The following is a 24950-nucleotide window of genomic DNA, read 5'->3' as shown; positions in this document are numbered from 1 at the left end:
GCTTCCCTCTATTGTATTAGCATGTTTACAGCTCTTACACTAGATGGTTGCATCTGTTTTAGACATCCACAATTTTTCAATTCCCAATCCAATAGCCACACTTAAAGCAATAGCACAGATTTCAAATATGGACGGTGTAATATATACTAATGGGCTACCTGTGAAAGCTGGCAATGCTTTTCCTGCCCAAACTTTCACAAAGTCTGGAATGTATCCACCAAATAGGATATGGGCATTGGTTGCCACCCACCACACTGCCATGACTACGATGGCAGTTACACGAGGCCACAACGCCGTACGGCGTGGATATAAATATAACACCATGCTACCGATAGTGGTAAGCATCATGAGCACGACACCGATGTATAGGCTAGCAATGAGTCCTGCAAAGCCCTGTGCATCTAGCGATGCTTGAATGATAGGATCCTCTAGATTGAGGTACATCACATCCCCTAAAAATAGCATCGGCAAAGGCAACGCATAGGTAGAAATATTCAACACTGTATCGATAAAGTAATGACGTTCCTTGCGCGCTATCCAGCAATCTAATAGTTTCGCTGTACCGATCATGAGTGCCACTGCAACTAACATAGTCAATATCCAAACTAGCATGATGTAGATTGGTTCATTTGGCAAGGTAAAGGGCAACACACCATTACCAAAGAAAAAGAAGAGATTCCACCACAACCAAGCGTATGTATAATGGCCTTTCCCTAAGTGAAAGTCAAATTGCCCCGCCAGTCTTGGCACCGCTTTCAGCCCCAAAGGAATCCCCAAGGAGGCGATGATGAACATGATGATACTAAACATGTCAAACAGCCCTATGCTAAACACCAAACTGAGTGGAATAATCCAGAGCATGGACCAACTATAAAATTTTATATAACTTCTCATATTACACCTCTGTATTCTTTCCACCTGCTAATGCCAACACTAATGACAAGGTTACTTGGCAATACATGATGATGGCAAATACCACATCACGACCGATAGTCGATAAGTTCCACAACCAAGATAAATCCAAATTGTTGAACACTAGGAATGTACCACCTTGTACAAGTGCCCAAGCTATTACGTACACACAAATCGGTATTCTGCGAGCCTTAGGACCAAATCCACTTTCACTAGAGCGTAAGTAAAAGACAGGAATAAACAGGGATAATACTCCATAGCTCACCCCTGCCACCATGGCGCTCATCCCCGTATGAATCGTATAGGCCCCTAGAGGAATTAATATAAAAAATATACTCATATACATCGTGCGTTGCACTACATCTTGTATGGTTGACATATAATTTCCTTTCTACAACAAATTATCTCTTCCTATAGTATAACAAACATCCGCCATCTTATAAATACATATGCGGTTTCAATTTTATAAACAAAAAAGCACCCTTACGGATGCTAATTATGATATACTGATTATAAGAACTCGATGTGAGTTAGGTTCATCACCGAAAGGTGGTGATACTATGCGTAATTATGAAAAGTTCCAATTAATCATTGCTTTTCTTACCTTAGTAGTTGCCGTATTACAGTTACTAAAATAATTAGTAGATAGTAATATAACGACCCTAGCGCTGCACACGTTAGGGTCATCATACGCGAAGATTTTAAGATGAACCTAACGCCGAACACACGTCGGGTTCTTCTTGTTGTTACAACTATAGTATACCATATTTTAGGCTCTCGTCAAAGACGAGAGCCTTTATAAATATGTTATGCTACAACTGCTTCTACTTCGATGCAGTCATCGTTTGTTGTTTTAGGTTTTTCCAATAATGGAGTCATGCTATACATACCCACACCTAGTGTGAACAAGTTGTGAATCCATGCAGTGGAGCTTGGAGGCATTATACCTAATACACCCAACCCTACAAGGCCACCATTCACGCCTACGATGGAGTTATAGTTAATTTTAATACGATCCATTAATTTCATGGAGATACGACGTAAGTCAACAATAGCAGTTAAGTTATCACTGGACACTGTGACATTGGCAATTTTTTGTGCAATTGGTGCACCTTCATTCATACCAATGCCTACATGCGCTTCAGATAACGCCAAGGAATCGTTGATACCGTCCCCTACCATCATCACTGTGTAGCCTTCTTCTTTTGCTTTACGCACGTAATCAGCTTTGTCAGTTGGCATAACTTCTGCATGAACTTCGTCAATACCAATTTCCGCTGCAACACGTTCTGCATTTTTACGGCTATCACCAGTCATCATAACGATTTTCTTAACACCTAACTCATGAAGTTCGCGGATAACAGTTTTCGCTTCTTCACGCACTGGGTCTTTAATACAAATAACCGCAGATAGGACGTTAGAAATCGCTAAGTATAGATAGGAACAACCTTCTGGAAGGCTTTCAAATTTAGCTTCTTCTCCAGCTGGAATTGTTGTTTTTTCATCTTCAAAAATGAAGTGATGGCTACCGATACGCACCTTGCGGTTACCCACTTTGGATGCAATGCCATGTGCCACAACATATTCTACTTTGGAGTGCATTTCTTTATGTGGTAAATGATGATCTTGCGCCGCTGTCACTACTGCCTTCGCCATGGAATGAGGGAAATGCTCTTCCAAGCAAGCTGCTAAAGTTAACATTTCATCTGCATCATTACCATTGAAAGGAATGATTTCTTGGAATACAGGTTCTGCTTTTGTTAAAGTACCTGTTTTATCGAAAACAATCATATCTGCTTCTGCAATGCGTTCCAAGAATTTACCACCTTTTACAGTGATACCACGGTTAGATGCTTCTTGCATAGCGGATAATACTGCCAATGGAATGGATAATTTCAATGCGCAGGAGAAATCTACCATAACGAAAGATAAGGCTTTCATCAAATTGCGAGTTAAAGCAAAAGTAGCAAACGCACCTAAGAAACTCACCGGTACTAATTTATCTGCCATGCGGTATGCTTTTTGTTCCATACCAGATTTCATTTGTTCAGATTCTTCGATCAAGTTTACGATTTGCTCGAAACGAGTGTGTTTACATGTAGTGCGTACTTCAAAGGAGCATTGACCTTCTTCTACCACAGTACCTGCATACACAGATGTACCTGCATCACGACGAACCGGTTCAGGTTCCCCTGTCATAGAACTTTCGTTTACAAGTACAACACCGTCTACAACTTGGCCATCCAATGGTACCACTTCACCTTGACGAACCACTACGATATCGCCAACTTGTACTTCACCAATTGGTTTGCTTACTTCTACGCCGTCTACAAGAACCCAAACTTTGTCTACGTTCAAGGACATGCTTTCAGCAAGGTTAAGCACGGATTTACGTAATGTCCACTCTTCCAAGATTTCGCCGATGCCTAATAAGTACATCACAGCGCCAGCTGTAGAGTAATCTTTTTGCAATAATGCGGCACCAATAGCTACGCCATCTAATACTTCTACGGTCAATTTGCGTTTCCACAATGTTTTGATCGCTGTACCAATGAACTTGATACCATCGAACCAAGACCATGCTGCTGCAATAGGTGCTGGTAACACAATTTTTTTACCGATATAAAGCAATGTTTTATCGATCATTTCTTCTTTGTAACGCTTGTTGACAAGGCGAGGTGAAAGTTCATGCAATGCTGGTGCATTGGCTAAATCCAAATCTTGCAATCCGAATAAAGCAGTTTTCACTGCACTTTCATCACCATTATGTTTGATGATGATATCACCAGAACGCGTATAGAAGTTCGCTTTGTTAATGGCTTCACAGGCCATCAATGTATCTTCGATATATTGAGCCTGTGCGTCATTAAACTTACGTCCCTCAATACGTACATGAAGACGACGGGACAAGCGTTGCAACATTTTAAATTGCATCATGGATTATTTTCCTTCTGTTAACACTTCTTCGTCACGAGTTTCGTTGATTTCTTGTGCTTCAGCTAAGATGCTGTCTGTGGAAGCTTGTAATTTTTCAGTAGTTTTTAAGATGCTGTCTTTTGCACGAAGACCTGCTGCTACTACATTAGCGTATACTTTGCGAGCATCTTTGGAAGTTAATACTTTTACACCTACTGTGCCTAAAGCCAAACCAGCTGCGAATACATTAGCATCTCTTAAAGTTTCTTTTTTTACGTTGAACATTGTTAGTTCCTTTCTGTGAACTCTGTCACATTAATACATGAAAATATATTAAAATTAATAATTATAAAGATAAGAGGGGCCCGTGTTATCGGAGTCCCTCTTACCATACTTATGGTATCGAATTAGTTACTTTTGATCTTGTTCTTCGTGACCACCACAGCCACAGCCGCATCCTGATTCGGATTCAGAAGAGGAACCACATCCTCCACCACATCCGCCGCCACAACCGCCTGCGCTTGTTGCGCTTTTATATACTCGGTATGCAACATAGAGAACAGCTAGTAAACCAATTGCGTATACAATAACACTATCCATAGTATACACTATCTCCTTCTCATTTTCAAGTACTTTTTGAAAATTATTTTGCGAATGCAACAAACCGCATAATATCAATGAATTTTGAAATAAAGTTTTTCTCAATCTCAATTATATTGTTTGTTTACTATCAATATTGATTAGCCCAAACCTAAAGCACGTCCAAGATGAACTGCAATGTACGCACCCACCCAAGCTAAGATACTAGTGTATGCAAACACAGCACCAAACCATTTCCAGGAGTCAGTTTCACGTTTTAATACCGCCATAGTCGCCAAGCATGGTAAATATAGCAAGGCGAATACCATCAAGCCTAAACCGATAGCTGGTGTGAAGTCTGGATCAGTAGACAAGAATTCTTCCAAGGATTTAGAATCTGCATCACTTGCTTCGATTGCGTAAATAGTACCTAATGTACTTACCATTACTTCTTTCGCTGCTACTGCGGCTATTACGGCAATGTTCACACGCCAGTTAAATCCAAGTGGTTCCATTATAGGTTGAATAAAACGTCCTAATTCAGCTGCATAGGATTGTTCAATTTTTTCTTTACCTTGTTGAAGATCTAATTCTTTGATTTCACCTTCTTCAACTTTATGGTTTACATATAAAGTCCAAGCCACTGGATATAATTCGTCAGCTTTTAATTCTTCGAAGTATGCAGGTTCTTCTACAGTTTCTTCTTCAATTGTTTCTGCACCATCTTGAGTTACTTCTTCTACAGTAACTTCTTCCTCTTCAGCTGGAGGGTCATCTTTATGCTCTTCGTCTAAAGCAAGCATTCGATCATAAATAGCAGCGACTTTATCTTTGTCTTCATCATTTGCTAATTGCGCTTCATCTAGAATTGTGGCAGCTGTTTGCTCATGCATAGCAGTTACTTCTGCTTTTGCTGCATCATAATCTTGAGAGTATTCTACATCTTGTGGGAAGGATGTTAAGAACCAAATCAAGATGGATGCTGCCAAGATAAATGTACCCGCTTTTTTAAGGTACATTACAGAACGTTCCCACATATGAATGCCTACAGAACGAAGTGTTGGCATATGGTATGGAGGCATTTCCATTACGAATGGTTCTGCTTCACCTTTAAATACATACGTACGAAGTACTTTTGCAGTTACAACAGCTACGACGATACCCAATGTATAGATACCTAACAAGATCGTTGGTGCATCTTCTGGTGGGAAGAATGCTGATGCTAATAATGTATATACTGGTAAACGAGCACTACAACTCATAAATGGAGATACTAAGATCGTAATCATACGGTCTCTTGGGTTATCAAGGATACGAGCACCCATGATGGATGGTACGTTACAACCAAAGCCCAATAACATAGGGATGAAAGATTTCCCATGTAAACCTACACCACGCATCACGCGGTCGATAACGAAAGCCGCACGAGCCATGTAACCAGTATCTTCTAAGAAAGAAATAGATACGAATAATAGAACGATGTGTGGGATAAAGCTAATAACAGCCCCTACACCACCGATGATACCGTCATTCAATAAAGATTTTAACAATCCATCTTCAAGATTAGCTCCGATGAAATCTGTTAATAATTTGAAAGCACTTTCCAACCATCCTTTAGGATATTCAGCTATGTTGATAACTAAGTAGAACATAACCCACATGATGCATAAGAAGATAGGAATCCCTAACCAACGATTCGTTAAGATTTTATCGATGTTGTCGGATTTGGTATCTTTATGTTCAGGCACTACTTCTAGCACGCCGTTGAATACCTCTACTGCAAAACGGTGACGGTATTCTTGGAACACGATATCCATATCAACAGATTTGTTCAATTCTGTGCGCAATGCTTCTGCTTTGCTAAGCACCACACCAGATTTGTCTAATTCTTGTACTTTTTCTAAGATATCTGTATCTTGTTCTAACAATTTGATAGCTACCCAACGATGTGGATAACGACCAGTGTCAAGTTTTGCTACTTCTGCTTCTAATTCTGCGATAGCTGGCTCTAATACTTCGCCATAGTTAACGCGAACATTAGGGATTTTGCGTTCTTTAGATACTTTCACAATGCCACGTAGTGCATCTTCTGTACCTTTATTAACACGGCCGATAGTTTCTACTACTGTGGAACCTGTTAATTCTTCTAATTTTTTATTATTGAACTGTAAACCCATTTCTTTTGCCACGTCTACCATGTTCAAAACAAGTAGCAATGGTTGTTCTAGTTCAATTAATTGTGCTGTTAAGTACAGGTTACGTTCTAGATTGGACGCATCCACTACATTGGCAATCAATTCTGGATTTTCATTGATGATAACGTTACGTGCTGCCAATTCATCGAGAGAACGTGCTGTTAAGGAGTACGTACCTGGTAAGTCGATGATTTCAATGTCATGACCATCAATTTTCGTTTCCCCAACTTTTTTCTCTACTGTAACACCTGCGTAGTTACCTACGTGTTGACGGGATCCCGTCATATTGTTAAAAATACTTGTTTTACCACAGTTAGGGTTACCCGCTAAAGCAACCTGAATCTTGGTATGTGTGTTGTCTGCCATCTTAGCAATTCTCCTTATTGGACTTCAATTTCGATCATTTGTGCTTCACTTACGCGTAGTGATAATTCGAAGTTTTTCACTTTGATTTCCACTGGGTCTGCTAATGGCGCATACTTCATAACGCGCACAGCCGTTCCTGGTACAACACCCATGTCCACCAAGCGATGCTTAATGTTGCCAAATCCATTGATAGCTACAACAGTACCAACTTCACCGGGCTTCATCTCGGATAATTTCTTAACCATAGTACACCTCCTACATACAAAACATAACAACCAAACCTATCATATATAATTATATGAGTAATACTTATATTATAGCACATTATAAAATATTATCAATAATGAATCTCGTTTTATTTTTATCGTTTTGTGAAATTATAAATCTATTTTTATCAAGTGTATTTTGTGCAAACAATCTATTTATCAAGAGTATATTAATCATGCCTTTTTATTATTCTCAATTTTTTCTTTTTAATTAATAATGATATGTAAGGTATATATTTCTCATTATCTATAACTAAAAATGATTCTATAAATACTTATAAAGAATACCTATTTGGAGCTAATACCCTTTCCTTCACAACTAAACCATCTATTCCATGGCATTACATCACTATGTGAAAGAACTTTAACAGGTCCACCTAGCTAGAAATATGATATAATAATACTATTAAGTCATTTAGAAACGGAGATACATTATGAAATCATTTCAATCCTTAGGCATCGTGCCTGAACTGATACAAGCATTACAAAAGGTGGGCGTGAAAGAACCAACGCCGATCCAAGAAAAATCGATTCCCCTCATCTTCAAAGGACAAGATGTAATCGCCAAAGCACAGACTGGAACAGGTAAAACCTTGGCATTCTTGTTACCATTATTGCAACGCATCCACGTAGATGTACAACAGGAGCAAGCCCTCATTATCGCCCCTACGCGTGAACTCATCCAACAAATTGCAGAGGAGGCTCGTCACTTAGGTGCTATCTTAGGAGTAGACGTATTACCCCTGATTGGAGGCAGAACGATCGAAGGCCAATTGCAAAAGCTAGGACGCCGTCCTCATGTCATCATTGGTACACCTGGTCGTTTGCTGGATCACGTCAACCGTGGTACGTTACACTTGAACTCCATCCGCCGTGTTGTGTTGGACGAAGCGGACCAAATGCTTCACATGGGGTTCTTGCCAGACATTGAAAAGCTCATCAGTGGCACTGATGGCAAACGTCAATTGTTGATGTTCTCTGCTACGATACCTGATAAAATCCGCAACTTAGCAAAAGCCTATATGCAAAAACCGACGTCCGTCACTGTCCAAGGGGAAAATATTACCCTCGATACGATTGAACAAAAAGTATACATGATGGAAGAGCAAGACAAAGTAAACCGTCTTGTGGCGATGCTGGAGGCAGACAATCCATATCTAGCTATCGTATTCTGTAACACCAAAGAGGGAGCCATTAAACTCTCCTACGATTTAGCTCGCAAAGGTGTAGAGCTTGGTGAAATTCATGGAGATATGACACAGGGCCGTCGTACGCAAGTCTTGAAAGAATTTGCTAAAGGCAATCCCCCTATTTTAGTAGCTACCGACATTGCCGCTCGTGGTATCGATATTGAAGGCGTTAGCCACGTATACAACTTTGATGTACCGCACGACATGGATTATTACATCCATCGCATCGGCCGTACTGGTCGTGCTGGCTCCACTGGTATTGCCGTAACCTTTGCTACGCCAGCTGAAGAAATTTGGGTACGCCGCATCGAACGATCCATCCAAGCTACTTTGACAAAATACACCAAGGATGGACAGGTGAAAACAAAAGGTTCTAGCTTAGCGCCTAAGAAGGAAACTGCTAGCAAGAAACCTAAAATTAAAAGTACCTACCAAGCGACGAAAGCAAAAGCTCACAAAGCTCGTGGTCATAAAGGGGCCAACACACGGGTACGCCGTACAAAATCTAGTGGCTCTAGCAATCGTGGTCGAGGTAAACGATAAGTTTCTAGTACCGGCAGACGGTTCTTCTAAGAGAGGTGTCCGTTGCTTAACAGTATATTACAAAAAAGGCTATAACCAAACAGCCCCAATACAAGGGACGGTAACAAAATAGCCCACATATAAAATAGAGGAAAGTTGAACCAAAAGCATCAACTTTCCTCTATTTTTTATATTCTACTCAGCAAAAAGGCGTCCCTTATATTGATATACCCACTATGCCGAATACATGTAGTTACTTCCGATTCGCATAGATAGCTGGTTTTCCCGCTACATCGGCACAACTTGTGCGGCAAGCTTGCCCTTCGCTACATTTCCAAACTGGTTCAGGTTGTGATTCATATTGTATTAGGTAGCCCCGTTTACATCGTGGGCATGTATATTCTTTATGGGTATCATCTAAGACCTTTCCGTCTGACAATGGTATAGGAGGCATTGCCTCTTCTCTAGGTCTTTGTGGCATCCCCACGTTACCCATTGGTGACGAGTCTCCCTTGGTAACTCTTGATTTCCTAGCTCCTGACATGGTTTCCATAGGTGATGACACATTTTCCGTATATTTACAATTTGGAAATCCAGAGCAACCATAAAATTCCCCAAACTTTCCTTTCCGTAAGAGTAATTCCCCTGTTTTGCAGTTAGGACAAGCACGCCCCGTTGGTTCTGCAGTAGAAGGGGTTCGTTTGGCAGCGCTTTCTTTTCCACCTGACTCTGGCATGGCCACCTTAGGTGTATTCCCCACCCGCTGTTTAACATCCTCAATCAGTTGTACAACGAATTTTGTTTGATCCTCTAAAAATACATCAATTGCTTCATTTCCTTCACTCATCTTTGCCAAACGTTCTTCCCACTGTGCCGTCGCATCAGGGTACAGCAAAGAATCTGGCAGTGCATCTACCAAGGTATAGGCAGACTCTGTAGGAATTAAAGTTTTCTTTTTTCCCTCTTCTTTGAGGAACGGATTCTTTTTATTATGGATTAAATCTTCAATAATCGTAGCCCGTGTCGCCTCTGTGCCGATACCCGACACATCTTTTAATTGTTTTTTTAACTCTTCATCTTTTACATATTTGTGAATTTCCTTCATTGCCTGCACCAGGGTTGCAGAAGTAAAACGGCTTGGCGGCTTTGTTTTCCGTTGATCCACCTTGCTATCCTTCGCCGTTACAGCATCCCCTTTACGTACAGGCGGCAAGGACTTTTCTTCATCCTCTTGATTTTCTTCTGATTCTTCCGTGGATTTGACCTTTTTATATAATGCTTTCCAGCCCAAATCGATAACGACACGTCCCGTTGTGGTAAACAGTTCCTCTTGGTGCGTCACTTCGATGCGAGTATGCTCATACACATGCTCTGGATAAAATTGTGCAATATAGGCTTGAGCGATAAGAAAATAAATATTTTGCTCCCCTTTTGATAAGGTATGTAATGGGCACCGTACAGTAGTTGGAATAATGGCATGATGGGCTGTAACCTTACTGTCATTCCAGGCCCGACTTTTGATGGTTGGATTACTATCCTTTGCCCATGCAGCTAATTCCTTATGACCCATATTGACCAGGTTCGACAGGATTGCTTTCCCATCTGAAAGTTGGTTCACCGGTAAATATTCACAATCTGAACGGGGATACGATGTATATTTCTTCTCATATAGTTTCTGTGCGATATCCAATACTTCCTGTGGCGTATAGTTATATAGCTTACCCGCTACAATTTGTAGTGATGATAAGGAAAAAGGCAGCCGTTGTCCTTCCTTTTTCTTTTTCTTTTCCACTAAAGAAACTGTACCTTCTGGTGATTGCATCAAATGGTCACGCAAGTCATTAAGAATCGTCTGATCTAGCATATGCCCATCAGGGTCCAATCCTTGTTGCGTATCTTTCGGCTTCCAAGTGGCCCAAAAGACTCCCTTTTCATGACCATATTGTACTTGCAACACGTAATATTCTACAGGCACAAAGTTTTGTAGCTCACGTTCCCTACGCACCACCAATGCCAAGGTTGGCGTTTTCACACGACCAATCGGAAAGGTCACTTTGTTTCCCAAATGCTGTTGCTCTAACGTATAGGCCCGAGATAAATTCATCCCCATCAACCAATCCGCACGGGATCGCGCTAAGGCAGAATCTTTTAAAGGTTGATATTTCTTGTTATCCTGCATATGATCTAAGGCATAATGCATAGATTTTTCATCTAACGCATTCAGTAGAATACGCTCTACTGGCTTAGTGTTACCCAAATAATCGAGCATTTCGTCTATCAACAATTGCCCTTCCCTATCTGGGTCACCTGCATTCACAATGGTCGTTGCTTTTTTGATTAAATCACTAATAACCTTAAACTGCTTAGCACTCGATGATTTAATTTTTAATTTCCAAGAGGTGGGCAAAATTGGCAAAGATTCAAATCTCCAAAATTTATATTTTTCATCATAATCACCTGGTTCTACTTGTTCTAGCATATGACCAAAGGCCCAAGTAATCACATCATCACCTTGTACGATATACCCATCATGTCGCTTAGCACTCTGTGGGTTCGGTAACACTTGGCTTAATTCTCGCCCTACACTAGGCTTTTCCGCAATAAATAAACGCATATGCTCCCTCTTCCTAACTACTACTATGTATTACTATATAATTACTATATAATTACTTTCAACTTTTATTATAGCTATCCTTTACACTGGTTTTTATTATACTACGATTGCACACAAAAATTAAACAGGCACCTACTTTTCATTGTTCTGTAAAACAATCTATTTCTGTACATTTTCAACTGATTTTACATAGGTATGATAATTAAATTTACTTTTCAATATACAACAACTATCTCAGTAAGACCGCGCTAGATATGCTACGAACACCCTTTTACCTTTTCAATATACCATACCTTCTACAAAGATACTTCTTTAGTTATCTTTCATAATCCTCTAAAATTTCCTATCAGTATTACTTTTGCACGAAATTTCACAAACCTATGGCATATCTTATTCGTAACCATATCCGCCTTTTTCAACTTTCAGTATCACATCCTATACAGGAAGGGCTCAAATAGTATATAATTTTAAGGATATGAAAGTATATACCATACATATGTATTAATAGAGGTGAATTATGACATTTTTAGAAGAAGTAACCCGGCGCCGAACGTTCGCCATCATTTCTCACCCAGATGCGGGTAAAACAACATTGACGGAAAAACTATTGCTATACGGTGGTGCTATCCATTTGGCAGGATCTGTTAAGTCTAGAAAAACACAAAAATATGCCGTATCTGACTGGATGGAAATTGAAAAGCAACGTGGTATCTCTGTAACGAGTTCTGTATTGCAATTCGATTACGATGGTCATCGTGTGAACATCCTAGATACGCCTGGTCACCAAGACTTCTCTGAAGATACCTACCGCACCTTAATGGCAGCAGATAGTGCTGTCATGTTGATCGACGTGGCAAAAGGTGTGGAAGCGCAGACGAAAAAACTATTCGCCGTTTGTAAAGAACGTGGCATTCCTATTTTTACCTTCGTCAATAAAATTGACCATTTCGGCCGCAATCCATTCGATTTGATGGAAGAAATCGAAAACTCTCTCGGTATTCGTGCAGTTCCTATGAACTGGCCTGTGGGCATTAACGGTGAATACCAAGGCGTATATGACCGGGAAACGAATACTGTAGAATTATTTGAAAAAGACGAATCCCATGGTCAAAAGAAATTGGCTTCCACCAAAGGTGATGTGCACGACCCTGCATTCCGTGAGCTATTAGGAGAAGAGGTGCATCAATCCTTAATCGATGACATTGAACTTCTCGACGTAGCTGGTGATGCTTTTGATTTAGACAAAGTAAAAGCTGGTGAATTAACACCTATGTTCTTCGGTTCTGCTATGACAAACTTCGGCGTAAAACCATTCCTTGAAAAATTCTTGGAGCTAGCTCCTATGCCAGCCCCACGTGTGGCCCGTGAAGAAACAGTAGAACCTACGTCGGAAGATTTCTCTGCGTTCGTATTTAAAATCCAAGCCAACATGAATCCGAACCATCATGACCGCATTGTATTCATGCGCATTTGTTCTGGTAAGTTTGAAAAAGGCATGAACGTACTTCACCAACAATCTGGTAAAACATTACGCTTATCTCAACCGCAGCAATTCTTGGCTACAGAGCGTACCATCATTGATGAAGCTTACCCAGGAGACATCATTGGTGTCTTTGATGCAGGCACTATGGGAGTAGGCGATAGCTTATGTGCATCCAATCATAAAGTGACATTCAGCGACTTCCCTGTATTCCCACCAGAGTTCTTCGCTCGTGTGACACCAAAAGATTCCATGAAACGGAAACAATTCTTAAAAGGTATGACTCAATTAGCGCAAGAAGGGGCTGTACAAATCTTTGAACCGCTCTACTCTATGGATTCCTTCGTGGTAGGTGCTGTAGGTATGCTTCAATTTGAAGTATTACAATATCGCTTGAAACACGAATACGGCGTTGATCTTGTGAACAACTCCTTACCATATGGCGTAGCCCGTTGGATCGATGGTGAAGTAGATGTAAACAGCTTAAAAGGTATGGACAATGCTATGATCGTAAAAGATAATCGTGGTCGTCTTGTCGTTCTAATCTCCAATGAATGGCAAATGGGTTGGGTCGTAGAACGTAATCCTGATGTAACATTCTTGCATTCTCCTAAGTTAGAGGCATAACATATTCTACACTTAGATATACAAATCACTAAGGTTCATGCTACTTGTAGCACAATAAAAGATAGTATATATCATTTCTAAATAAAATAGAGGCTGAACAAAATAGCTTCAAATAAAAAAGAGGAAAGTTGATCAAAAAGTATCAACTTCCCTCTTTTTTTATTTTACACACCAAAAGCGGCACATGACCTCTGTATTATCATCTCTTCTAGTATGTCAAAGATACCCTATAATAGACTAAAACAACGGTTCCAAATCTGCTAATCCTTTCAAATTCCATTCTAACAATTTATCATGGATACGCCACATAAAAGCATTTTCCCATGGATAATGTAATCGAACCCAGAAGTTTTCGAATGGTGTATCGTTAAAGAACACCGCTTGTCGTGGCAAGTTAAATAGATCTTGACCTGGCTCTACATTCCCCGCTTGCACGGTAAAGGCCATTCGATAGCCACTTTCTTCAGAAATTTTATCTACATCTTTGTTAGCAAATCCACCTGGATATGCAATGTACCGAACAGGATGTTTCATGCGATCTTCTAAAACTGCTTTCGAGCTAATGAGTTCATCCCGTGCTTGATCTAAGGACATATTGCGCAAATCTTTATGATTCACTGTATGACTTTGAATATCGATGCCATTCGCCTGCATTTCTTTCAATTGTTCTACATTGACAAATCGATTTTCTCCAATGGAACTAGTAATCATAAACAAGGTAGCTTTCATATTGTATTCTTTTAGAATTGGCATAGCATGTTGATAGTTATCAATATATCCATCATCAAAAGTAATTAGTACTGGTTTGTCTGGCAAATCAGTTCCTTTTGTTACGTACTCGTATAACTCATCCAACGTAATGGTATGGTATCCTTCATCATGAAGATATTGCATTTGCTTCTTGAACTCTTCTGGTGGTACCACTAAAGAATGTCGAATACCTGTATCAATACGATGATAATTTAAAACGGGAACACCTACTGCCTTATAATCCCAAGAACGTTGGTATTGTATTCCCAAATATACACCTACAGCTACAATAAGCCCCACTATTCCTATAATAATTCGTTTCACATTAACCTCACATGTAAGTAACTTTACCTAATGATATACAATTACAAAACAATATAAATCTACCTATATTATAGTACCACAGTTCACTAAATTAATCAGTTGTTTTTCATAAATTTATCCCTTCTACAAGGAAAATTACACGCATTTCACTTTTCCAGTTATATCATTTTTGCATTTATATTATGATATAAAGTTATTATAGTTATATAATGTATACATCATGCATTATCAAGTACAACCTTTCATACGTGTATATTTCTACATTCTATAGAATAACACCTGCAATTGTTTACAATTCATAGTAAATTTACTTTAACTATCATTGATGAAAATAGCTCATATATAGCACTATAGTGCAAAAAATCACTATGACGAAGCCCCCTATTTCATGCTATGATAATGACATAAGTTTTATCTAATATGCATCTTGTTCCAAAGGGGGTTGTACTATGAAAGGTCTTATCGACTTGAGTCTAGTCAATGGAATCTGGACATTAAAACTGTCTATGATTCAAACGGTAGCATTAGCTATTGTTACATTATATTTAGGGGAGTTTATCAAAAAACATTCTCCTTTCTTACAACGTGTGAGCATGCCTGCACCAGCCGTAGGTGGTTTACCATTTGCATTCTTATGTGCCTTTTTATCCTATTATAAAATCGTAAACATCACCTTCGATAGTGCCTTGCAATCATTCTTAATGTTAGCCTTCTTCACCACTATCGGTCTTATGGCTAGTTTAAATGTTCTTAAAAAAGGTGGCGTTGCTATTATCTTCTTCTGGATTATATGTACCATCTGGATCGTCTTCCAAAATGGCGCTGGCATCATGATTGCCAAAGCTATGGGCATTGAACCAATCTTTGGTATTATGGCTGGTTCCGTTTCCATGATGGGTGGCCTTGGTACAGCTGGTGCCTTCGGTCCTCACTTTGAAGAATTAACTGGTGTTCCGGGTGTTGCCTCTGCCGCTATCGCAGCCGCTACATTCGGTATGGTAGCTGGTACATTATTAGGTGCTCCTGTAGGTGACCGCATCATCAAAATGCACAATGTCCCTACTCCAGTCGATCATCCTGAACTATTAGAAGCTGACGGTATTGATATTAATGAATCCGACTCTGAAAGTAAACTATTCGATTTACAATCACTAATGCATGTCATTGCCTTCGTAGGTATTTCCTTAGGTCTTGGTACATTAGTCAGTGCTCTACTATCTTCCATATTCGGTCCATTACCTGCCTACATTGGTGCTATGATCGTCGGCGCTTGTATTCGTAACTATGCTGACTTCACTGGTCACATTTCCATTAATGGTGCTGCTTTAGATGCAGTTTCTAATGTATCTTTAAGTATCTTCGTTACAATGGCTATTAATAGCTTGAAATTAGCACAATTAGTTGACTTAGCATTACCTTTAATGGCAATCTTAGCAGCACAAATGGTATTAATTACAATCTTTGCATACTTAATCTACTGGTTATTCAAACGCAACTACGATTCTGTTATGTTAGGTGCTGGTGCCATTGGTTTCGGCTTAGGTGCTACGCCAAATGCTTTGGTAAACATGTTGTCCTTGGCTTCTAAATACGGTCCATCTCCAAAAGCGTGGTTAGTCGTATCCTTAGTAGGTGCCTTCCTCATCGACTTTACTAACGCATTCCTAATCACATTTATGGCAAAATTAATTTAATGATTGCTCAAAAGACAGTCTTTGCTTGCAAGGACTGTCTTTTTAATGTATACATTTTTATCATACTTCCATCAAAACCTGTCATATCACCTATTATGTATATGCGGACACTGATGATGATGCACTCACTTCTGTTTGTCACAATGCTCTACAAAAAAGTTATATCTATCACACGCTACAACGTGCTATGGAGCTAACCATACAGTTTACGCCTTTAGTATAATCTAGTACACAAAAAGGACTATACCCATCTATTGGGTATAGCCCTTTTTATTGTTTATTTGTAAAGTTTTGAAGTCAGTCGCATGCGCAAAATAGGAACTCTATTTCCTCATCGATTAGAGACAAATATGTCCTTGCTTATCTAACCTTTACATATATTATCCTTCTTGATCTAGCTCATACCAAGCATTGCCAATGAGAGCAAATTCATCTAATGTGAATGTCTCTCCACGACGTGTTCCATCAATATTAGCTTTTGCCAAAATAGCTTCGATGGCTTCTTTACTCAATCCAGTGGTCTTCATTGTGTTGCTGAACGTCTTACGCCGTTGTGCAAAGCCTGCTTTCACAGCACGGAAGAAATACGCTTCACTATGGACTTTTACAGGTGGTTCACTGCGCAATGGACAACAAATCACGGCACTAGTCACCTCAGGCGCCGGTAAAAACGCTTTAGGTGGCACATCCATGACAATATATGGATCCGTGTAATATTGCACCGCCACTGATAAAGCGCCATACATTTTTGTACCTGGCTTAGCAAGCATACGCTCTGCTACTTCTTTTTGGACCATCACTACTAAACGCTCGATAGGTAACTTAGATTCTAGCAAAGACATAATAATAGGTGTTGTAATATAGTATGGTAGGTTCGCTACTACCTTAAACGGTTTATGGTCCATTAATTCTGGGATATTAACTTTCAGCACATCCCCATGAATGATGCGTACATTATCGTATGCCTCTAAGGTCGTGTCTAAGACCTCTAACAAACGTCTATCTAGTTCTACAGAGGTAACCTTAGCCCCACTCTGTGCCAAACCTTGCGTTAAAGTACCAATCCCAGGACCTACCTCTAACACTGCATCGCCTGCTTCTAACTCCGCAGCCTGTACAATCTTATCCACCACAGTACGCTTAATCAAAAAATTTTGCCCTAATTTTTTACTCATTTGAATGCCAAATCGTTTACATATATAATGTACAACCTCTGGACTTGCAATGATTGATTCTATCATGTATTCTCCTACTGTATTTCTTTTTCTGAAAGTGCCTCAAAAAAAGCTTCACGGCTAATACCGTAATGATTTAAACGATACAAAAACTGTTTCCCATTCCCATAGCCTATTCCTAGCTTAGCACCAACGCGCGCCCTCATAGCAGCACTGCTAGGACCTCCACTTAAATCATGTTGTACTAAATCTTGCATCGTAAACAACTCTGAAGATTCCATAGATTCTATGTGGAGCACTTCTAAGGCCTTACGGATGGATTCAGGACTTGCTTGCTCAATCCCAATATCATCATTGGCATAAGCTTCCTCTCGTGGCACAAACGCATGCTGTGCCAACGGGAATCGCTTCGTCAAAAAACGTCGAATCCGCTCACCTGCATAATCTGGATCTGTCAGAATAATAATCCCCCTCTTTTCATAGGCATCCTTAATCCGACTGAGCACAGGCTTACGCAAATTAAACCCTTCCGTAGCAATACACTCCACCTCTAAGGCTTGTTGCACCCGTTGAATATCTGATTTTCCCTCAACCACCAAGACCTGTTTTAACATAAGCTCCTCCACAACATAGTATTTTATTATTATACCATATATCGAAACCTATAGCATGCTCTAACAAATATATTATATTATCCAATAATGGTGTGACAGTTCAAATCGCCATTATAACAACATTTCTAAACTCAATACCTCTATTTCAAGGCTGTTTCTTACTGTGAATCCAGATTGTTTTATGTTGTAATTATAGTGTAAATAATTAAACCATATGTTGTTAAAGAGGTGTTTTATGGCTAAGAAAAACCTTACTTCAACCGAAGTAAGGCAAAAAGAATTATCATTACCAAAACCAAGTTCTCGCTATATGGAAATATTGAAAGAAGAAACGGAAAAGGCTAGAAATGCCATTGATAACCCCTATTTCAAGTTTAACGAGGAAGATGGAGTATTATCATTCAATAAGCGTGAGTACCGCTTAGACTTGCCAAAAACACGCCTATACGCTATCGCTAAGGAATGTCGGATTCCTCGTTACAAGAAACTAGCTCATTGGTCGTTGGTATCAGTTATCTTGAAGCAGGATAATATTCAAGATATACTCTACCAACAACTCGCAAAAGACCGAAATCAACTCATAGATGAAGAAGATTTGGAAGTGATGCGGTCTAGTGGGTATGTGTTATAAAGCAGATAACAATTTTATGATTTCACTATATACTACATGAGCTTTCTCTTTCTTTTGTTCTTCCTTCTTCATAAAATACTCTATGTCTCTAACTATTTCTTTTTGTTCTTCTAAAACTATCATTGGTATAGGGAAATCTCCTAAATTTTTTGGGTAAATATTTTTATTTTGAAGACCGCTATAATCAGTCATTATTAAACTTCTAAAAAAATCAGTTAATGTAAAATAATAAAAGTATTCAGGGAGAATCTTATTTTTGTCAACTCTCACTCTAATTGTAAAATCGGCATAAATACCTTCTACATTTTTGGGAATTAACGATGTTTTACCGATTGCTTCACCAGAACGTGCAATTATTACATCTCCCATTGCTACACTCTTATTTTCATAATTAGATAGATAATATTCACTGGTAACTAATTTAGCTTCATCAGCATTGAAATCCCAAGTTTTTATGGTGTTCATTGATACATAGTAATAATTTGAAAACATACCATCTGAAACATATTCTTCAGGTTTTATTGATTGTCCGAGAGTAATTCGTTCTGTTGTCAAATTTTTCAGTAGTTCAAAATTTTGATTTTGTAAAGTGCTAATTATATAACTTCTAATAGGATGATTGAAATGAAAACTCATTCTAAGGTCATTCGAGTTTACAAATATAGAACTATCTCGATAAAAAACTCTATTCTCTTTTATTTTCTGAAATTCACTTAAATCCCAAAAAAATTTCTTGGAAAAAATTTCGTTACAAAAGTCAAATCTTGTGATAGATTCTTGCAATAACTTCTGTATTTCTTGATATTTTGCAGAAATTATAGAAAAGTTATCTTCTCCATTAGAATAGATTTTATCTATTGTTGTTTTATCAAAATTTATATATCGTAAGTCTGAAAATTTGATAGTGGGATAACCTTTACCTACTCTAGCTACTGAAATTATATCATTCAGGAAAAAGTCTCTCAATATGAAATAGTTTATCAAACTATATCTAAGGTCAACCGAACGTAGATGAATAAATGCGTTTGTAAAAAAAATGTCCTCTTTTGTCTCATCAATGTAGATAATCTTTTTAAGATTTGGTCGAATAGAAGAAATTAAAATATCCCCTTTTTTTACTTTGATAATATCGTTGTTTCTTATTTTTTTATAATAGTCAACATTCTCAAAATCTCTATCTTCATTTTCAAAATCGAGAGAAACGGGATTGACTGTTCCATTGGAATCTACATCTCCAATTTGGCAGTATCTAAACTTTCCGCTTGGAATATCCTTAACAGTATTAGAAGTAACTTCTAGAAAAATATCAGTAAAAGAATAGCTTTCTTGATAATTTCTGTTTGACAGACTAATAAATGAATAATCAATTCGCAAACTATCCTCTATAAATAAATCTTTAAAAGTATAACTGGCTATTTTCATATTTTATCCCATTCTATTTCTCTAATTAAGCTAAGTATATTTGCTTTTTCTGTATCAACAGTTAATATTTCTCCGTTTTCATCCTCTAGGTAGAGTTCGTTTTTGGATTTTTGCAAAACAACCTTACCTTTTCGTTTTTTAACTTTGAATCCAATATGCTCAGTTTCTGCCATAAAAACATTGTTTTGTAATTCTGTTTTGTTGGCTATATATCTAAGAACCCAGTTTATATTTACTTCATATCCTTCAGTTAATTTTTCCAAATCTTTGTCAGGAATTAACAATCCTTGTGTTCTATTCCCCTCTGTATCTAATAATTCAGATTTATACTTTTCTAATAAGATTTCCCAAGATTCGCTAGAATCAATTTGCAAACCTATTCCAACTTGCAGAAATTCCGCAACCGCCAAAGAACGTTGTTCCCCAGAAAGCTCTTTGATATTTAAATTCTTCTCGTCTTTTTCTTCAAAAAATACTTTATATAGATTTCCTACAACGAGACTTAAACGATCATATTCTAAACACGCTTTGATGATGTTTTTGTTCCAATTTTTAATCTCATCCTTTGTTTTTTTCTGTGCAAAGAGAATTGACGTTTTGGTAGGAGTATAAGCAAAAGTAGTTTGTGGTAAAGATACAAGAGCTTTTATCTTAAAATACTTAAACAGAAACACTCGTATATATTTGTTTTGAGCGGTATCAAAGATACTTTCAGGCAATACAACAGCTAACCTCCCATTAGGTTTCAATAGCTGATAGTATCTTTCAATAAACAAATTTTCTGAACTCTTATTTGAGAAGATAAAATTACTTGCAACTTCTTTTTGTGTATCCCCATCTAATTTTACGGAGAATGGTGGGTTACTCATTATAATGTCAAAATGTTCGTTGACAGGTTTAGAGTACACATCACTATGTGTATTTTTCTCTAGTTCGTTATTATCACGTTTATTACCATCTGCATCTAACTTAAGATACTTTGTGAATTTTGATAACCCATCTCCTAATTCTGTTCCGGAAAATACGTTTGCAGAGCCATCTCCATGTAAAATCATATTTACCTTGACGGCAGTTCCTAAATCATGATTTAATTCAATGCCATATACATATTGCTGTGCCCATGTATTTTCAGCCCAACTTGGGAACCATTGATTTCTTTTTTGAGTAATTTGAGGATTTCGTTTTAATTTAGTAGTTTTTGAAATCTCGTGTGTTAATAACCTCATAAATTCAACCATAAATGTACCACTTCCAGCAGATGGGTCTATAAAATATGGTAAACTAGGTGTCCCATTATTGATGAGTTCGATTGCTTGTTCATCAGCTTTTACTGCATAGAACATAAACTTTACAATGTTTTGAGGGGTAAAAAATTGACCTTTACTTTGTTTATAATCACTCTGAATAATTCCTTCAAAAAATTTTCCTAACAAGTCTTGGTTTGCTATAACACCATTTTCAGCTCTAAAAGCATATTTTTCTAAAGTTTGTACTGTGTGTTTTAGTTTTGAAAGAGAAAATTTTCCACGTTGAACTACTGGCGGAATATCTGCTTCATTCGTAATAGACATTCTTTCTTTAACTGCATCAATATACAATCCATTTATTCTATCATATAAATCTTCCAAACTTTCAAATTCTTCATTTGAATCAATAAAAGTGTTAGATTGAAATTTATATGCTTCATCATCAGAAGTGGTGTCCTCATCATGTATTTTAGCTAGAATTAGATTAGTCAATGCTGAAAAAATATCATTATCAGAAGTTGCTCCACCACCCCAAAGGACATCATGCAACTTAACACTTAATTGATTGATAGTAGATTCGCTATAATCTAACTCTAAATCTTTGTCACTTCCTCGAACATAAGGTTTTTTGATTGCTAAACCGTAATTTGAAGGTATAGTATCTGTATATTCACGATTTTCTTTCCATAGTTCATAGGAATTATTTCTACTATAATCTAATAATATCGAAATATCTTGGACAGAATTATTGGTAAAATTGATACTAGAATAGACCAAGTATTTTACATTATGTCCCTCAGCTATTTCTTGACTGGCTACTTTTATCAACTGATTTTCAATCGCAGTTTCCATTTCAATTTCATACTGACTTGGAGACTTTATTTCAAAGAACAAGAAGGCGTCTCCGTTAGCATCTGATAATCTGACATCAACATAAACCTCTTTAGCTCCTCTTCCTAGATTGAATCGCTTTTCTAGTTTTATTCTTTCGACTGGATAGCCTAATTCATTTACTAATTTTGTGATAATAAATGCTCTCGTCCATTCCTCATCACCACAATTTTTCATTTTAATTTTTTTATCCATTGATAAACTTTTATCATAGATTATAGAATCTTGTTCTACATCCACCTTCACAATTTGTTTATCAAAGGATTTTATATATTGTTCGATTAGGAATTTTTCTTCTTTTGTTATTTTCCCCATGATTGCTCCCTTCCTCTAAACACAAAAAACAGAACTTACACGCTTAGTAGTAAATTCTGTCTTTCTTTTTGTAGCATAAAAAGAGGTTAAAGAAATAACCTTAATTACTTGTCTTTTCTTGTCTAATGATTGTACCATCATTCTCTCCTTCGTCAAGTATTTTTCTTCTGAATTAGGCGTAAAACTTTTTGACCTTTTTCAGTAATTGCATACTTGCCACGCTTATTTTGATAAGGGCAAACATAATCTCCCTCAATCAAATCACGCAATAGTCTATTTGTTTTTAATTTTGACATGTGGTTGATGTCAGCTATCTCTTGTTGAGATAGGGGGATATAATAATCGCCTTTCACTTCGACTTGATTTTCCTTCATCGACTTTAGCAGGCGGAAAGAATCATTTGCGAAAGGTTCAAGAGTAAATTCAACCATAAGTAACCCTCCTAATTTAATTATTATATCACAAAATAAAACCACATAAAATGTCATATACATACACCGCAAAATATTTTGAAGTAAATTCTCAACGAGAAAACAACAAAAACTAGCCGTTTTTGGCATTTTCAGCTATCAATGGTTAGTTTTCTTGTTGTTATAAAGCCGTTTTAAGGCATCAGTTAGTTATCACTCTCTAATTGGGATAATATAACAAATATAACACATACTAACAGCGAACCACACGTAGCAAAAATTGCCAAATAACATCCATCTCCCCTCGAGACGAACGCAATTAGGCGTAGTAGTCTATGGCGTTTTACTTTTAAAGCTCAATAAATATAAAAGACCGCAATCAACATAAGTCTAAGACAGTAAATACTTGTCACGTTCATTTTTGCTTACTATCGACATATAAAGAAGAACACGGCATGTTCCTGAGCAAACATTATGAAATACCGTTTGCGAAGGAATGTGCCGTGTTCTTTTATTGCACTATACAGAAACATCTGAACGTGACATTATCGGTAAAGTATATTGCGGTCTGACGGAACTTTTACAATAAAACGCCATAGATACATAGACTAAGAAGAGAGGATATATACGTCTACCGTTCTTCGTCCAAATTGCATGGCAGATCCATAATCTTCTAACACTACATCAATACGATTTCCAATAATATCTCCACCTGTATCAGCTGCGATTGCCTCACCATATCCAGGTATGTATACTCGTGTTCCTAAGGGAATCACATTAGGATCCACAGCCACTACACCATGACGTGCACGTATGCCCGTTGCCGTAATACCATCTCCACCACCATCTGTTGGTAGATAGGCAGTCGCTTCCATGCTGATGACTTCTTTCACGCGATTATAAGAACGTGATACGCCTATATCTCGTGTACCTGCTCGAATAATTTTAGGTTTCATTGGTGTAATCGTTGTACGCTGTAGCTCTTTCGTATCTACTATTTCACCATGATTATAGTGGACTTCTTCCTGCACCTCATCAAGTCCTGGTGTGCCTTCCTGTAACACTTCTTCCATTCCTTTGGGTAAGGTATCCACTCGTTCGTATTGTACCGCTACCGGTACTTCTACTTGATGAGTTTCTAATTGTTTAGTTTGGAATCCATGATTCCACATAAAGCCTGAGACTGTAACAAAGACTATTAGTAACAGTGTGAGCATAAGCACTGCTTTTTGCTTTTGCTGTAGTAATCGGTTTGTCATCTAGTACCTCCATGAGTGGTATTCTACCACAGACGGATAGATAAGGTCAAACATATGCTCCTAAATCGCTTTGTAGAGCCATTATTTAGTTGTCCACAGTTTTATATTTTTTATAAAAAACTATTTTGAGTCTACTCTATGAAGACACTTTATTTTGATTTATACTTTTATATATTATGCTCAAGAATTCTCATTATGATATTTTTTTAATTATCCATAGTTTGCATGTATAACATGCTCCAAACTTATGCACAGCCTAAACCTTGTGTATAACTATATCCACAAGGTTCATATGGTATACAATTCAACTCTAAAGTAGTCTACTATATTTTCAAAATAATACTTTTTTATTGATAATGCAAAATTGATATGATACGCATTATAGTAATACCTCATACCTTAAACTCATAGCTTGTCCACATCATTTTAAACCAAATTAGCTACAAATTACACGAATTGTGTGTTTTGTAGCTAATTTCATGTATTATATATTGTTTTTATAACAATAAAGATAGATTTAGGCATACAAGTTCAATCATGTAGATACGTTT

General features: G+C 37.8%; 19 protein-coding genes. 4 read left to right on the top strand and 15 right to left on the bottom strand.

The genetic code is table 11. The annotated features are described in order from the left end of the window. Positions 1-39: 39 nt before the first annotated feature. The 7 genes from EO116_RS04340 to EO116_RS04310 form a co-directional block, all read right to left on the bottom strand. Positions 40-810: a hypothetical protein gene (locus EO116_RS04340; protein ID WP_127160791.1), complete on the bottom strand. Its 771-nt coding sequence runs from the start codon at positions 808-810 to the stop codon at positions 40-42. An 85-nt stretch (positions 811-895) separates the two neighbouring features. Beyond that, entirely contained in the window at positions 896-1291 is a 396-nt protein-coding gene (locus tag EO116_RS04335; protein WP_127160790.1) for a hypothetical protein, read from the bottom strand. Positions 1292-1719: 428 nt separating this feature from the next. Next, positions 1720-3849 carry a heavy metal translocating P-type ATPase gene (locus EO116_RS04330; protein WP_127160789.1) on the bottom strand — a complete coding sequence of 710 codons (2130 nt, stop codon included), beginning with the start codon at positions 3847-3849 and terminating at the stop codon, positions 1720-1722. A gap of 3 nt (positions 3850-3852) precedes the next feature. Next, entirely contained in the window at positions 3853-4113 is a 261-nt protein-coding gene (locus EO116_RS04325) for a DUF6110 family protein (RefSeq protein WP_127010883.1), read from the bottom strand. A 126-nt stretch (positions 4114-4239) separates the two neighbouring features. Continuing rightward, positions 4240-4428, bottom strand: coding sequence for a FeoB-associated Cys-rich membrane protein (locus EO116_RS04320; protein WP_127010884.1), 189 nt, complete (start codon positions 4426-4428; stop codon positions 4240-4242). 140 nt (positions 4429-4568) lie between these two features. Continuing rightward, complete coding sequence (gene feoB / locus EO116_RS04315) at positions 4569-6968, bottom strand: ferrous iron transport protein B (protein ID WP_127160788.1); 2400 nt, start codon at positions 6966-6968, stop codon at positions 4569-4571. A gap of 14 nt (positions 6969-6982) precedes the next feature. After that, positions 6983-7213: a FeoA family protein gene (locus EO116_RS04310; protein WP_127010886.1), complete on the bottom strand. Its 231-nt coding sequence runs from the start codon at positions 7211-7213 to the stop codon at positions 6983-6985. A gap of 455 nt (positions 7214-7668) precedes the next feature. Here EO116_RS04310 and EO116_RS04305 point away from each other — a divergent pair, with 455 nt between their 5' ends. Continuing rightward, positions 7669-8967: a DEAD/DEAH box helicase gene (locus EO116_RS04305; RefSeq protein WP_127160787.1), complete on the top strand. Its 1299-nt coding sequence runs from the start codon at positions 7669-7671 to the stop codon at positions 8965-8967. A 232-nt stretch (positions 8968-9199) separates the two neighbouring features. Here EO116_RS04305 and EO116_RS04300 read toward each other — a convergent pair whose 3' ends face one another. Then, entirely contained in the window at positions 9200-11560 is a 2361-nt protein-coding gene (locus EO116_RS04300; protein WP_127160786.1) for a DNA topoisomerase 3, read from the bottom strand. A 517-nt stretch (positions 11561-12077) separates the two neighbouring features. On the opposite strand from EO116_RS04300, the gene EO116_RS04295 reads away from it, so the two are divergent. Continuing rightward, on the top strand, positions 12078-13667 hold the full coding sequence (locus EO116_RS04295) for a peptide chain release factor 3 (RefSeq protein ID WP_127160785.1): 1590 nt from the start codon (positions 12078-12080) through the stop codon (positions 13665-13667). A gap of 237 nt (positions 13668-13904) precedes the next feature. Here EO116_RS04295 and EO116_RS04290 read toward each other — a convergent pair whose 3' ends face one another. Further along, on the bottom strand, positions 13905-14741 hold the full coding sequence (locus tag EO116_RS04290) for a polysaccharide deacetylase family protein (protein ID WP_127160784.1): 837 nt from the start codon (positions 14739-14741) through the stop codon (positions 13905-13907). Positions 14742-15190: 449 nt separating this feature from the next. Between EO116_RS04290 and EO116_RS04285 the strand changes: the two genes are divergently transcribed. Next, positions 15191-16435: a sodium/glutamate symporter gene (locus tag EO116_RS04285; protein WP_127160783.1), complete on the top strand. Its 1245-nt coding sequence runs from the start codon at positions 15191-15193 to the stop codon at positions 16433-16435. Between the two features lie 380 nt (positions 16436-16815). On the opposite strand, the gene rsmA is transcribed toward EO116_RS04285, so the two are convergent. Then, positions 16816-17676 (bottom strand): 16S rRNA (adenine(1518)-N(6)/adenine(1519)-N(6))-dimethyltransferase RsmA, encoded by an 861-nt coding sequence (rsmA, locus tag EO116_RS04280; protein ID WP_127160782.1) that lies wholly within the window; start codon positions 17674-17676, stop codon positions 16816-16818. An 8-nt stretch (positions 17677-17684) separates the two neighbouring features. Further along, positions 17685-18224, bottom strand: coding sequence for a ribonuclease M5 (gene rnmV / locus EO116_RS04275; RefSeq protein WP_127160781.1), 540 nt, complete (start codon positions 18222-18224; stop codon positions 17685-17687). A 235-nt stretch (positions 18225-18459) separates the two neighbouring features. On the opposite strand from rnmV, the gene EO116_RS04270 reads away from it, so the two are divergent. Further along, complete coding sequence (locus EO116_RS04270) at positions 18460-18855, top strand: hypothetical protein (protein WP_127160780.1); 396 nt, start codon at positions 18460-18462, stop codon at positions 18853-18855. Here the strand turns inward: EO116_RS04270 and EO116_RS04265 are convergent. From EO116_RS04265 to EO116_RS04250, 4 genes are all read right to left on the bottom strand, one after another. Then, a complete protein-coding gene (locus EO116_RS04265; RefSeq protein WP_127160779.1) occupies positions 18850-20277 on the bottom strand; it encodes a restriction endonuclease subunit S in 1428 nt (475 codons plus the stop codon). The two genes, EO116_RS04270 and EO116_RS04265, sit on opposite strands and share 6 nt — an antisense overlap. Beyond that, the gene (locus tag EO116_RS04260; RefSeq protein ID WP_206168323.1) at positions 20274-22730 is read right to left on the bottom strand and encodes an N-6 DNA methylase; all 2457 of its coding nucleotides are present in this window, start codon (positions 22728-22730) and stop codon (positions 20274-20276) included. The genes EO116_RS04265 and EO116_RS04260 overlap by 4 nt, the downstream gene beginning before the upstream one ends. A 152-nt stretch (positions 22731-22882) precedes the next feature. Further along, a complete protein-coding gene (locus tag EO116_RS04255) occupies positions 22883-23161 on the bottom strand; it encodes a hypothetical protein (RefSeq protein ID WP_127160777.1) in 279 nt (92 codons plus the stop codon). A 587-nt stretch (positions 23162-23748) separates the two neighbouring features. Further along, positions 23749-24399 carry a 3D domain-containing protein gene (locus tag EO116_RS04250; protein ID WP_127160776.1) on the bottom strand — a complete coding sequence of 217 codons (651 nt, stop codon included), beginning with the start codon at positions 24397-24399 and terminating at the stop codon, positions 23749-23751. Positions 24400-24950: the final 551 nt, after the last annotated feature.

The sequence above is a fragment of the Veillonella sp. VA137 genome, assembly GCF_003992015.1.
Taxonomy (GTDB): Bacteria; Bacillota; Negativicutes; order Veillonellales; family Veillonellaceae; genus F0422.
The sequence above is the reverse complement of the archived record's forward strand: the minus strand, read 5'-3'. Positions and strand labels throughout refer to the sequence as shown.

Bases quoted from the DNA above. Each gene is read 5' to 3' on its own strand.
- EO116_RS04340 (WP_127160791.1), bottom strand. From the start codon at position 810: ATGTTTAGTATCATCATGTTCATCATCGCCTCCTTGGGGATTCCTTTG.
- EO116_RS04335 (WP_127160790.1), bottom strand. From the start codon at position 1,291: ATGTCAACCATACAAGATGTAGTGCAACGCACGATGTATATGAGTATA.
- EO116_RS04330 (WP_127160789.1), bottom strand. From the start codon at position 3,849: ATGATGCAATTTAAAATGTTGCAACGCTTGTCCCGTCGTCTTCATGTA.
- EO116_RS04325 (WP_127010883.1), bottom strand. From the start codon at position 4,113: ATGTTCAACGTAAAAAAAGAAACTTTAAGAGATGCTAATGTATTCGCA.
- EO116_RS04320 (WP_127010884.1), bottom strand. From the start codon at position 4,428: ATGGATAGTGTTATTGTATACGCAATTGGTTTACTAGCTGTTCTCTAT.
- feoB (WP_127160788.1), bottom strand. From the start codon at position 6,968: ATGGCAGACAACACACATACCAAGATTCAGGTTGCTTTAGCGGGTAAC.
- EO116_RS04310 (WP_127010886.1), bottom strand. From the start codon at position 7,213: ATGGTTAAGAAATTATCCGAGATGAAGCCCGGTGAAGTTGGTACTGTT.
- EO116_RS04305 (WP_127160787.1), top strand. From the start codon at position 7,669: ATGAAATCATTTCAATCCTTAGGCATCGTGCCTGAACTGATACAAGCA.
- EO116_RS04300 (WP_127160786.1), bottom strand. From the start codon at position 11,560: ATGCGTTTATTTATTGCGGAAAAGCCTAGTGTAGGGCGAGAATTAAGC.
- EO116_RS04295 (WP_127160785.1), top strand. From the start codon at position 12,078: ATGACATTTTTAGAAGAAGTAACCCGGCGCCGAACGTTCGCCATCATT.
- EO116_RS04285 (WP_127160783.1), top strand. From the start codon at position 15,191: ATGAAAGGTCTTATCGACTTGAGTCTAGTCAATGGAATCTGGACATTA.
- rsmA (WP_127160782.1), bottom strand. From the start codon at position 17,676: ATGATAGAATCAATCATTGCAAGTCCAGAGGTTGTACATTATATATGT.
- rnmV (WP_127160781.1), bottom strand. From the start codon at position 18,224: ATGTTAAAACAGGTCTTGGTGGTTGAGGGAAAATCAGATATTCAACGG.
- EO116_RS04270 (WP_127160780.1), top strand. From the start codon at position 18,460: ATGGCTAAGAAAAACCTTACTTCAACCGAAGTAAGGCAAAAAGAATTA.
- EO116_RS04265 (WP_127160779.1), bottom strand. From the start codon at position 20,277: ATGAAAATAGCCAGTTATACTTTTAAAGATTTATTTATAGAGGATAGT.
- EO116_RS04260 (WP_206168323.1), bottom strand. From the start codon at position 22,730: ATGGGGAAAATAACAAAAGAAGAAAAATTCCTAATCGAACAATATATA.
- EO116_RS04255 (WP_127160777.1), bottom strand. From the start codon at position 23,161: ATGGTTGAATTTACTCTTGAACCTTTCGCAAATGATTCTTTCCGCCTG.
- EO116_RS04250 (WP_127160776.1), bottom strand. From the start codon at position 24,399: ATGACAAACCGATTACTACAGCAAAAGCAAAAAGCAGTGCTTATGCTC.